We start from the raw sequence: 12391 nt of genomic DNA, 5'->3' as shown, positions 1-12391 counted from the left end.
TATGGCAACAATAATTACAATGCCTCGTTTGAGCGATACGATGACGGAAGGAACGGTAGCGACTTGGCTAAAAAAAGTAGGGGACAAAATCAGCGAAGGCGATATCCTTGCCGAAATTGAAACAGACAAAGCAACAATGGAATTCGAATCCTTCAATGAAGGAACTCTTTTATATATAGGTATTCCGGAAGGAGAAACCGCAGCTGTAGATTCTTTGTTAGCAATTATTGGAGATGAAGGCGAAGATGTTTCTGACTTAATCGCTGGAAAAACAGCTGATGTGGCTCCAGTTAAAGAAGAAGGAAAAGCAACTCCCGATGCTATAAAAGAAGAAACAAAACCTACTACCACTGCTTTACCAGAGGGAGTTATAGTTATTACTATGCCACGTTTAAGTGACACCATGACCGAAGGAACTGTTGCTACTTGGTTAAAAAAAGTAGGCGATACAGTTGCCGAAGGAGACATTCTTGCTGAAATCGAGACAGACAAAGCAACAATGGAATTCGAATCCTTCAACGAAGGATCTTTATTGTATATTGGAATTGAAGAAGGAAATTCAGCACCAGTAGACAGCCTTTTAGCAATCATTGGACCAGCAGGAACGGATATTTCCGGAATTGCAGAAAATCATAAAACTGGCGGAGCACCACAAGCAGCGCCCGTAGCTGAAAAAGAGATAGAAAAAGAAGTTGCTTCGACAGAAAAAACTTCAGAGCCAGTGACTCAAGAACCACTTGCTCAAGAAGCATCAACTGACGGGCAACGAATTTTAGCATCCCCATTAGCAAAGAAAATTGCAAGTGATAAAGGAATTCAATTGACACAAGTAAAAGGTTCTGGTGAAAACGGACGTATTGTAAAAAGCGATATTGAAAACTTCACGCCACAAACTGCCGCTCCAGCGCAGACAAATGTAGCGGCTGCACCAGCCAAAACAGAAACTGCAGCTGCGCCTAAAGTATTTGTTCCAGCAGGAGAAATTTTTACAGAAGAAATCAAAAATTCGCAAATGCGAAAAATCATTGCGAAACGTTTAGCAGAATCTTTATTCACCGCGCCACATTACAACTTAGTGATAGAGGTAGCAATGGATGAAGCAATGCAATCAAGAGTAATCATTAACAGTGTTCCGGACACAAAAGTATCGTTTAACGATATGGTGATAAAAGCGTGTGCAATGGCTTTAAAAAAACACCCAAAAGTGAATTCACAATGGAGAGAAGATTCAATTCTTATAAACCATCACGTGAATATAGGAGTTGCTGTAGCGGTTGAAGACGGATTAGTAGTTCCTGTATTGCGTTTTACAGATGCTATGAGTTTATCTCAAATTGGCGGAAGCGTAAGAGATCTTGCAGGAAGAGCTAAAAACAAAAAATTATTACCTACAGAAATGGAAGGAAGTACTTTTACCGTTTCTAATCTTGGAATGTTTGGTATTACTGAGTTCAACTCAATCATTAACCAACCCAATTCTGCTATTCTATCCGTAGGAGCTATTGTAGAAAAACCGGTAGTAAAAAATGGTCAGATTGTGGTAGGAAACACAATGATGTTATCTTTAGCTTGCGACCACAGAACAATTGATGGCGCAACTGGAGCTCAATTTTTACAAACATTGAAACAATTTATAGAAAACCCAGTTACGATGCTTGCGTAATAACTCCGTTTTTAAAATACAAATCCCGTCTTGTTTCAAAAACTTGACGGGATTTTTTATTTATTCTTCTCTTCAATCCAGCGCGACATATATTTTGTGCTTTTTAAAGTATGGTGTTGCAACATGGCTCCCATAAAATTACGTAGTCGATGTTCCTTCAAATTAGCACATAAAAATTCTATTTTAGTTCTAAAGTTATTTTCGAACAAATATTTTACATATCGCTGATTAATAATTTTTAGTCCATTTTGTTGGGCTTGAAGCCAAATTGTTTTGTCTTGATATAATTGTACTGCCACATCCGCAAAATCAACAACATCATCCGTGATGTTACCGTTCCAAGACAAATCACCATGCATGGATTCTGAACCAATAGTAGTTGTTACGCTTGGCGTTCCGCATTGCATGGCTTCTAATAATTTCCCTTTAATACCCGCACCAAAACGCAAAGGAGCCAAAACCACTCGTGCTTCCTTCACAACTTCTTTCGCATCAATGGTACGTCCCATGATTAAGAAGCCTTCTTTCTTATTATGCAATTGCAGTACTTTTTGAGAAGGATAAGCACCATAAATATTCAAAACTGTTTCTGGCAAACGCATCTTAATTAAGGGCCAAATCGTTTCTTTTAAATACTGAACCGCATTCCAATTGGGCTCATGAAGAAAATTCCCGATAAAAACAAAGTCTTTTCGTTTTTCAAAGAAAGGTAGCTTGTCTATTTCGGCAACAACAATTGGTTCCAATAAAAAAGGCAAATAATACAATAAGGCTTTCTCAATTTTAAATGTAGATTCCAAAAGTTCCACTTCAAATTCAGAAATCATCAAAGACAAATCACAACGTAAAATACTGGCTATTTCACGTTTGGCTACCTCTTCAACAAATAAATCAGTAGTCTTAAAGGAACGATTTTCTTTGAATGCTTTCTGACGAGCCAATCTTAGGCAATGTAAATCTTCGGTATCTAGCAACCGTAACGCATCCGGACAATTTTCGGCAACACGCCAACCAAATTGCTCTTCCATCATAAAACGATCAAACAAAACCACACCAGGATTCAGTTCTTTTATAATAACATCAAAACTGGAATTATTAAGTTCTATTGCTATTTTCTCCACTTCGTACTCTTGTAAATCAACCATGTAATCACTGTTTTGTGCAGGACTGGCAAACGTAATGCTAAAACCTTGCGCTTTAAAGAGTGAAATCAATTCCATCATCCTTCCTCCCGCTGCAGACGAATTGGGTTCCGGCCAAACAAAACCAATAATTAAAAGCTTTTGAACTTGATTCATAGTATTATAAAATTTCAATTGCAAAATAATGCTATTTTGAGTTCAATCTGGTCATTTGAATCAAAAATAGATTATAAAACACTAATTTTGCACAAATAAATTTCATCAGTATGTTAGGATTAAAATTAGCCACAGACCCGCGTTGGGTAAATATAGTTGAATCAAATATAGAAGAAATTCTAACGGATCATGCGTGGTGCGAGCAAAAGGCTGCTTCAAATGCCATCAGTATTGTTACCTACAACTCGGAAATAGAAGAACTAGTAACCGAAATGTTAATAATTGCAAGAGAAGAGTTAGAACATCTGCAAATGGTACATGACTTAATAAAAAGCAAAGGATTGACTTTAGGCAGAGAAAGAAAAGACCATTATGTAAATGAACTTTTCAAATTCATGAAAAAAGATGGCAGCCGAAAAGATGCATTGTGTGACCGATTATTATTTTCAGCAATGATTGAAGCAAGAAGCTGTGAACGATTTAAAGTTTTATCAGAAAACATAAAAGATGTTGAACTGGCTACTTTTTACAGAGATTTAATGATTAGTGAAGCGGGACATTACACCACATTTTTGAGATTTGCACGGAAATATGCTGATAATGTAGATGTTGACAAAAGATGGGCAGCATGGATAGAATTTGAAGGATCAATTATCACTAATTACGGAAAACAGGAAACGATTCATGGATAATTAAACAGACAATCTAATAGTAAATAAAAACAGGATGCTTTACGGTATCCTGTTTTTGTTTACTTAAAATTCTAGTCTATTATTTAACGATCATAAACTCCGAACGTCTGTTTAAGGCATGCTCCTCATCGGTACAATTCTCTTGACAATCCACTTTAAATTCTGATTCGCCAAACCCTTCTCCTGTTATTTTATCAACACTAATTCCTTTTGAAACAATGTAAGCTACCGCAGCATTTGCTCTTCTCTCAGAAAGATCCAAGTTAAATTCCTCTGTTCCTCAGGAATCCGTATGTGCCTTTACATTAATTTTTAATTGATCATTTTGAGCCATCACATAAACCAATTTATTAAGTTCTGTCGCGCCATTTTTTGTTATATTACTTTTGTTGTAATCGAAATAAATAGGATTCAAAATATAGAAAATACTATAGTAAAAATAAGGACTAGAAATAGGATTTAATCTAATAAAAAAAAGCTCCCAATCTATAAAATTGGAAGCTTTTTTGTTTTTTAAAAATCATTTTTTTTGATAATATATTTTTGTGGAGAAATTCCAGTAACATTTTTAAAACTGGTAAAAAAGGGATTATATGAGGCAAATCCCACTTCTTTTGCTAGTGAATCCATTGTATTTGTTTTTAAATAATTCGATTCAATCAATAGAATTGAACGATAAATTCGGATTTTCTTTTTATAATCTAAAAACGAGATTTTAGAATGATACTTAAAAAGATAATTTAAATGGCTATTGGGAATATTTAATTTTATTGCTAAGTCAACTATTGAAAATTTTGAATCTTGAAACAATTCAAATTTTCTAGAAATTTCCTCAATTTCATTAATATACCGTATAATATATTTATCAATTTTTTCTTGTAATTTACTATCTTGATCTTTTTTTTGCTCTTTGTTAAATTCAACAATCCAATCTGTATCCAATAACAGATTGACCTTTTTTGTTTCCTTCATGATATCAAAAATTGGGTAGCCATAAAGTAATTCTGGAGATATTAATACTCTAAAAAAAGTTATTATCCAAATTATTGCACCTATCCACTGAAAACGATCGGCTACAACAAAACCACTGCGATAATCGTTAACTAAAAAGAGCGTCGCAAAAAGTTTAAGCGAAATAATTAATACTATGATGAACAAAAAAAGGTTCCATTTTTTAATCAATATACTATGTTTACTATTACTTTCTCCATTTTTTTTTGCCCAAACATTCTTGTTTAATATCTGGTAAGCCAAAAAAAAGTATGTTATGGTGTACAATATTAAGACTAAAAAGAAGGAAAAATAAAAAGAGGGTGGCAAGAAATAATTTGTACTTACGACAGATAAATTTATCGCCAAAAATGCAAGAGGGAAAATATAATGGACAAGATCAGCCTTCATAAATAGCTTCTGATCGGCAATTAAATTTTTAAAATACAAATATAAACTAGGAATGATTAGTATTAAAAATTTACAGTAATTAATATAATGTTCTTTTAAATAAACTAAATAACCAAAAGAGAAAAATCCGCTTAATAGAAAACGAATAGAAATTAGAGTAAAAATCAATATTAAATAAAAATTGATCGTTTTATTTCTTCTAAAGCTTGCTAGGATTATTATTAAGGTTAAAAAGCCTAAAAAACCAGTGATAATGAAAAGTAAATTTATAATCAAAATTTATATATTTTAAATAAAACTAAAAATTTGTTTTTACTGAAATAGACGCTGCGACACAAAGACAAATATATATTATTAATTCAATTTTTCGGTAGCAAAAAAATTCAAAAACAAGTAATATGTTTTTAAATTAACATTGAAACAATTCTTTTTTGATTTCAGAATTACTTTTTATTGTATCATTTTTTGAATTTATTATTTACTAAAAACTCAAAAACTCTTACTATTTTGATTAATTTGTGTAGTTCGTCGGATTTATGATGTTTGATAGCTTTTTTTTTGTCTTATCATTACATCAAAATCCGTTTATATGAAATATTTACTTTTACTTTTCAGTACAGCTTTTTATGCACAGGTACTACACCATGAAATGCTTTCTTCTCAAGGGATATCAACAAAAACATATAATGGTTTGATAGTAGTACAAACTATTGGTCAGCAAAGTATGACAGGAACTTCCACGAATAAAGATTATACCGTAATGCAAGGATTTCAGCAAAGCCTTTGGGGGAAATATATTACTTCCAATAAAATAGATGTGATTGAAGGTATTAAAACCATAACCTATCCCAATCCATTTACTGAAACTGTCAATTTTCAATTCTCAGAATCGATTACTGATCTAATTACCATTTCTATTTTTGATATTTTGGGACGTTTGATATTTGAACAAAAAAAAGTATCCGTCAACACAATTTTGACTATTAATTTGGCACAGTTGCCAAGTTCAGAATACCTAGTACGACTAAATTCCACCAACCTCAATTATTATACTAAAATTATAAAACGATGATGAAAAATTACCTACTATTTGTTATTTTAATTACTTCCTGTCAATTATTTTCACAAGAAATTTTTTTAAATACAGGAAAGAATTTTACAAAGTATGATTATAAGAATGGCTTTGGGCAATCAGATCCAGATCTTCAAAGCGGAACGGGTAATTTTTATGAAATTGGGTTTAATAAACCGATACTAAATAAGCATATACTTTATTCATATGGACTTTCTCTTAATGAATATAATGCCCTAGGCGGGAATGTTGCAAATTCCTATAGTTGGGAAACTAAATACCTGGGCATTAAAACAGGATTAGGATTTTCTTTGTTCCCTATGGACGATTTTCATAAATTAAATTTTTTACTGCAAGTGGGTATTTTAGGCGAAACCATCATTTATGGAAAACAAAAAATAGATGGCGCTTATTATGATTTAGTGCACCAAAAGGAATTTACGGGACTAGTAGTGGAATCATCCATCGGTTTTCAAGTCAAGTATCGTGTTCCTTCCCTGGGTTTTTTAAGTATTGGCTATAATTATGGTCAAACTTTAAACATATCCAATTCGACAACTGAAAAAATATCATTCATGACCCATCAACTACAATTAGGTGTTAATTTCCCAATTAAATAAATTAAATTATGAAAAAAATAATTCTACTTATTTTCCTTTTTATTGGCGCCAAAAATTTTGCGCAAACTAATGGGATAACCTATCAGGCCGTAATTTTGAATCCAAAAGGAGAAAAAATACCAGGAGTAAATAATTCAAATGCTTTTTTAGTAAGTAAAGACATTTGCATGAAGTTTGAATTTGTTGACGAATATTCTAATGTAGAATATCAGGAAGTGATTCAAACTAAAACAGATAAATTTGGAATGGTCAATCTGATCATTGGATCAGGATCACAAACAGGCGGGTATGCTTCCTCTTTTCAGGAAATCGTATGGAATTCTATCAGTAAAAAATTGATAGTGGCTATTAACACAAATGGCAGTTGCAACTCTTTTACTGAAATAAGCAATCAGCACTTTAATTCGGTTCCTTTTGCGTTTTTTACTAAAAATGCAGAAAATGTTACTGGTATGGTGGCTATTGAAAATGGAGGTACCGGAGCGATTACGATGAGTGGTTTAAAAACAAACTTCGGAATGGAGAATATGGATAATACGAGCGATTTGAATAAACCAATAAGTGCCGCTGCTCAATTAGTATTCAGTTTAAAAGAAAATGTAACAAACAAAAGCACTAGTATTGCAACTGATGCTGCATCAGATACTAAATATCCAACGGTAAAATCGGTTAAGACTTATGTAGATAGTCAAGTACCTACAACAGGACCCCAAGGAATTCAAGGGGATACTGGCGCAGCAGGAGTAGCCGGTGCAACAGGAGCAGCTGGTTTAACCACTTCAGTTAACGGAGTTACACAGGTAAACGGAGCAATAACACTAAATAAAACCGATATAGGTTTAGGCAATGTAAATAACACAGCAGATGCAGATAAACCTGTTTCCTCTGCCATACAAACCGCATTAGATGCAAAAGCGAGTTTAGTTGCGCTGGCAGTTAAAGCGGATCAAAGTGCGGTAGACCTGAAAGCACCATTAGCTTCTCCTACTTTTACCGGAACTGTATCTGGAGTAACAGCAACGATGGTCGGTTTAGGCAATGTAAATAATACAAGCGATGCAGCAAAGCCGATATCAACTGCCATACAAACCGCATTAGACTTAAAGGCGAGTCTAGCTGCGCTGGCAGCTAAATCAGATCAAAGTGCGGTAGACCTGAAAGCACCATTAGCTTCTCCCACTTTTACCGGAACGGTAGCAGGAATTACCTCAACAATGGTGGGCTTAGGTAATGTAGATAATACCAGCGATGTTAATAAACCTGTTTCAACATTAACCGCAACTGCATTAGGATCCAAAGTAGATAAAGTAACAGGAGAAAGACTTATCAACGCAACAGAAATCACAAAACTTGGCAATCAATCGGGCACTAACTCAGGGGATCAAGATTTGAGCGGCTTAACAACAATCGCCGCTACAAATACCGCATTAGCCTTAAAAGCTAATATAGCTTCTCCAACTTTTACCGGCGCACCTATATTGCCAACCGGAACTATTGGCGTAACTCAAGCGGTTGGAAATAATACGACCGCCTTAGCCACAACCGCATTTGTAAATGCGGCAACTTCTGCTGGAGGTTCTTTTGTAGATTTAACAACTGCGCAAACTGTTGCGGGCGTAAAAACTTTTAGCACTGATGCGAAATTCAATGAAATTACTGTAGGGCGTGGTACAGGCAATTCATTCTATAGTACAGCGGTAGGCTATGAGGCATTAAAGGTCAATACCACAGGTAGCGTTAACACCGCCAATGGCGCTCTAGCCCTTAGAAACAACACCACAGGTAGCGAAAATACTGCTATCGGTGTTAATGCTCTTCACATTAACGCAATCGGCAGTAACAATACTGGTATTGGTTCTAATGCCCTTTACTACACCTCAGGTCGCGGCAACACTGCTATAGGTAAGGATGCGATGTACGAAAACACAACAGGCAACAACAATACTGCTATCGGTTACAATACAGGTGTAAGTGCAGGTTCCGGTACAGGATCTGGCAACACCATACTAGGGGCTAATGTAACAGGTTTAGCCACAACGCTTACCAACAACATCATTTTAGCCAACGGTACAGGAGCCATTAAAGCACAAAATAATGGTACGAACTGGACATTAACTGGAGGTTTAACCGCTGGTGGTATTACTTATCCTGCTATAAATGGCACCAACGGGCAAGTACTTACAACAAATGGAAGTGGTGTGGCTACTTGGGCAGCAGCATCGGGTGGTTTTACACATTACCTTGGCGAACTCTTTAATGGTGGCATAATTTATTATCTCTACAAAGGTAGCGATGGTTTAGAACACGGGCTTATCGTTGCGCTTACCGAAAGCACATATGCATGGCAAACAGCACCCACACTTACAGGTGCCAACCGTACCGAAGATGGTGCATTTAACACCAATTTAATGACAGGAAGCCCAACGAAAACTTATATTAACGGATTAGGCCCTGAGTGGTATTTGCCAAGTATTGATGAATTAATATTATTGTATTCCAATCGTTATAGTGCACAAAAGGCTTTGCGAGCAGGTAACAACACACTGCTTTCAATATCAGCTAACTATTGGAGCAGTACCGAAAATACAAACTCTATGGCGTATAACTTCAGTTTCTTACTTGGTTACGTCATAATCGATCTTAAGACCACCGCGGTTTCCGTACGTGGAGTTAGGGCTTTTTAACTCCCGATAGCTATCGGGATTAACCATTTTTTCATTACCGCATAAGCGGTCTAATTTAAAAAATAGCACTTATTATGATTTATACCCTTGGATAAAGATTTTTTCAAAAAAATAAATGAATGTTTGTAATTATCCAAGGGGGGGGTAAAAGGGATGCATTGAAATTGGTAAGGAGTATATTCAGGGCTAAAGAAAGAATACCTCGATGGATAGCATAGACAAAGTTTTTGCTTTTTGTAACAAAGGATGGTTGTGGTAATATTTTAATAAGAGTAGATTTTGCGAAGTGATATTTCACGTAAAATTTAAAAATGACCTTGAGCCAATGATGCAAATTAGCGATAATTTTTATAGTTATTGTTATTTTAGATTTTTATATAAAAAAGGTTCAGCTTTACGGAGGGCACTGAAAAACTTCACTTATTTTGATTAGAGTCGTTTTTTAGACAATAAAAAAACGCTTATAACAGGATTTTAAAGATCCTTTATGAGCGTTTTAATTTTTACAACTGTTTTTTATTATAGGTTATATGAGTCGATTTTTGACTTTTATAGGCTCATTGAGTGTACTGCGCATGTAGCTTTGATTTTCCTACATTAATTTGAGTATTCTTTTTAAGTTGACTGCGAAAATTGCTATTGCACCTTGCATTTGCATATTGGTAATGCCATATGATATTGCTCTATCATAACCATGTACATTTTTCAACTCACTATTTTTCGCTTCTATTTTATATCGGCGTTTTGCTTTTTCTTTGTAATAGTCAGTTTCTTGAAAGCTGATTTGTTCTTGGTGTAAGTCCGATTTTATCGACACCGAATATGTTTTTGTCTTGGTTCCTTCTTTATAACAACCCTCTTTTAAAGAGCAGGTCTTACATTTTTCCACATCAAAATAGTAGGTTTGTATTTGATTGGTTCCAACATTTTTTTTGCCTTGGCAAGCCTTTCGTATAGCCATGTGACCAGCAGGACAAACAAATCTATCGGCATCTTTATTGTAATCAAATTTATCTTCGTCTTTTCTAGCCCCTTGTGCTATTGTAACATTTAGTCTTGCTACCACTTTAATATTTTGCCCACTTGTGAGTTTGAGATTTTTTTTTCCTGTATAGGCTCCATCGCCAATAATTATATCAACATCGATTCCGTTTTCCTGACTAATTTCTAAAAGTTTAGGTAACTCCGGGCCATCTCCTTTTTCGCCTGATGTGACTACAGCTGCTGTAATGATGCGCTCTTCGGTCATCGCTAAATGAGTCTTATAACCGAAGAAGGAACTATCAGCGGATTTATGCCCCATTTTAGCATCTGGATCTTTTGATAACGTAAAATTTTCCTGAGTGTCTTCTATCGTTTCTTTAAGCAAGTTTAATTTTTCTTTCACCGCAAGTATAGAACTTAAAGATTGTTCTTTTTCTAGCCGTCTCTCCAACTCTTTACAATAGGCCAATTCCTTTTCTAATTCATTGGTATTGTTCTTCTCTGACATACGTTCTTTCCATTGGTCATCAAATAAATAAACCGTTTTTCGCAGTAGTTTTGAACGCTCATGCAATACTGCAATTGCCGAAAATGGATTTGATCTCGATAAAGTATGTGTGGCATCAACTATAATAGACTTAGGACGGATAATGCCCTTTTCAAGGGCTATAGTCACCGTTTTACTAATCAATAGATTTAATAAGTCGGTGTCCTTCAAACGTAGTTTTCTATATTTTGTTAACGTACTAGAATTGATAACATCTTCTTCTGGTGCCATTTCCAAAAAATACTTAAAGGACATATCAAAACGGGAACGCTCCACTACATCAATATCTGAAACGGTATAAATTGTTTTCAGAAGTAAATACTTGAACATACGCACAGGACTTTCTGCTGTGCGACCATTATTTGTACAGTATTTATTTAGCAACTCATCATAGATAAATGAAAAACCTATCAACTCATTGATTTTTCTTAGCATATTGTCCTTGGGAACGATTAAATCATATAACGAAGAGTACAGACTGAATTGAATTTTTTGTTGTTGAACTAACATCTAAAAGCCTTTTGGCTACCATTAAAAATACGAAAAAAGGAGCAAAAAACTATAGTTTTCTACTCCTTTTTATTAACAATTAATTCTTAAAAAGACTTTTTCAGTGCCCTCGCTTTACGGTTGAACCTTTTTTGTTAGTAATTAAGAAGAAGTACTATTTACACTTTTCCTAACGTATATAATTGTTCCATTGTAAGGGTTCAACTTCCTTCCTTAGGTTCTAAGGTTATCCCAAAAGCTTCTGCATCAATTGCGTTAGCTACAGCAAACATTTTTTGATCATTAACCTTGAAATTATCTAATAATCCAATGCTTGTAGGAGTTAATGGATTCAAATTTAATGCCCCTACTTGATATACAATTCTTCTGGAGGTTCCGGTAATACTGTAGCATCTACATAAACCATTCTATAAATCAATCCTCCCTAGTGTATCTGAATTCCTTCGTTTGTCCAACATTTTGAACATCAATGGAAATGCTACGTTTTTATAACTTACTCCCAACATCAGAATGTTACTGTTTTTAGTTCCGAACTTCCAATTGGTTCTATCTAGCACCAATACCAAATCGGATTTAGCTGATAATAAAATGAATATCAATGAAGAAACTATTTTCATGCGAAAATAAAATTCCTTCATGAATCTTTGCATTCTTCTATAAGAGCTGTTTTTAGTAGCAGTTATTTTGTTGAATTTCAATAATATATGTTTTTGTCATGTACTAATAAAATTAGTTTAAAACTTTGTCCAAATTTAAGTAAAAAAACATAATTTTTTAAAACAAAAACCCCTATTCCGATAGGAATAGGGGTTTTCAAAGAAAGGTGACGAACCGAGCCCGCAGGGCGAACACGTGGTATCTATAAACAAAAGAACCCCAGTCTTTTCAGACTGGGGTTCAAATAAAGAAAGGCGACGACA

General features: G+C 34.6%; 9 protein-coding genes and 2 pseudogenes. 5 read left to right on the top strand and 6 right to left on the bottom strand.

The features are described 5' to 3' along the window. The first annotated feature begins 1 nt into the window (after window position 1). On the top strand, window positions 2-1663 hold the full coding sequence (locus EKL96_RS09965) for a pyruvate dehydrogenase complex dihydrolipoamide acetyltransferase (RefSeq protein ID WP_126461632.1): 1662 nt from the start codon (window positions 2-4) through the stop codon (window positions 1661-1663). Window positions 1664-1719: 56 nt separating this feature from the next. Here the strand turns inward: EKL96_RS09965 and EKL96_RS09960 are convergent, their stop codons facing one another. Further along, complete coding sequence (locus tag EKL96_RS09960; RefSeq protein ID WP_126461629.1) at window positions 1720-2961, bottom strand: glycosyltransferase; 1242 nt, start codon at window positions 2959-2961, stop codon at window positions 1720-1722. Window positions 2962-3071: 110 nt separating this feature from the next. On the opposite strand from EKL96_RS09960, the gene EKL96_RS09955 reads away from it, so the two are divergent. Continuing rightward, window positions 3072-3653 carry a tRNA-(ms[2]io[6]A)-hydroxylase gene (locus EKL96_RS09955; RefSeq protein ID WP_126461626.1) on the top strand — a complete coding sequence of 194 codons (582 nt, stop codon included), beginning with the start codon at window positions 3072-3074 and terminating at the stop codon, window positions 3651-3653. A gap of 79 nt (window positions 3654-3732) precedes the next feature. On the opposite strand, the pseudogene EKL96_RS09950 reads toward EKL96_RS09955, so the two are convergent. Then, window positions 3733-3918 (bottom strand): annotated as a pseudogene (locus EKL96_RS09950) (OmpA family protein); the annotation flags it as partial. A 248-nt stretch (window positions 3919-4166) separates the two neighbouring features. Continuing rightward, on the bottom strand, window positions 4167-5330 hold the full coding sequence (locus EKL96_RS09945) for a helix-turn-helix domain-containing protein (protein ID WP_126461623.1): 1164 nt from the start codon (window positions 5328-5330) through the stop codon (window positions 4167-4169). A gap of 313 nt (window positions 5331-5643) precedes the next feature. On the opposite strand from EKL96_RS09945, the gene EKL96_RS09940 reads away from it, so the two are divergent. The 3 genes from EKL96_RS09940 to EKL96_RS09930 are packed head-to-tail and all read left to right on the top strand — an operon-like array spanning window position 5644 to window position 9430. Then, complete coding sequence (locus tag EKL96_RS09940; RefSeq protein ID WP_126461620.1) at window positions 5644-6126, top strand: T9SS type A sorting domain-containing protein; 483 nt, start codon at window positions 5644-5646, stop codon at window positions 6124-6126. Beyond that, a complete protein-coding gene (locus EKL96_RS09935; RefSeq protein ID WP_126461617.1) occupies window positions 6123-6746 on the top strand; it encodes a hypothetical protein in 624 nt (207 codons plus the stop codon). The genes EKL96_RS09940 and EKL96_RS09935 overlap by 4 nt, the downstream gene beginning before the upstream one ends. 8 nt (window positions 6747-6754) lie before the next feature. Further along, complete coding sequence (locus tag EKL96_RS09930; RefSeq protein WP_126461614.1) at window positions 6755-9430, top strand: beta strand repeat-containing protein; 2676 nt, start codon at window positions 6755-6757, stop codon at window positions 9428-9430. 592 nt (window positions 9431-10022) lie between these two features. On the opposite strand, the gene EKL96_RS09925 is transcribed toward EKL96_RS09930, so the two are convergent. The 3 genes and pseudogenes from EKL96_RS09925 to EKL96_RS09915 all read right to left on the bottom strand — a co-directional run bounded on the left by EKL96_RS09925 (window position 10023) and on the right by EKL96_RS09915 (window position 12169). After that, window positions 10023-11471, bottom strand: coding sequence for an IS1182 family transposase (locus EKL96_RS09925; protein ID WP_126461611.1), 1449 nt, complete (start codon window positions 11469-11471; stop codon window positions 10023-10025). A 200-nt stretch (window positions 11472-11671) separates the two neighbouring features. Next, window positions 11672-11880, bottom strand: a pseudogene (locus EKL96_RS14690) (anti-sigma factor); the annotation flags it as partial. Then, entirely contained in the window at window positions 11879-12169 is a 291-nt protein-coding gene (locus EKL96_RS09915) for a hypothetical protein (protein ID WP_126461608.1), read from the bottom strand. The pseudogene EKL96_RS14690 and the gene EKL96_RS09915, both read right to left, overlap by 2 nt. Window positions 12170-12391: the final 222 nt, after the last annotated feature.

The sequence above is a fragment of the Flavobacterium sp. LS1R10 genome, assembly GCF_003968825.1.
In the GTDB taxonomy this organism is placed as follows: Bacteria; Bacteroidota; Bacteroidia; order Flavobacteriales; family Flavobacteriaceae; genus Flavobacterium.
The sequence above is the reverse complement of the archived record's forward strand: the minus strand, read 5'-3'. Positions and strand labels throughout refer to the sequence as shown.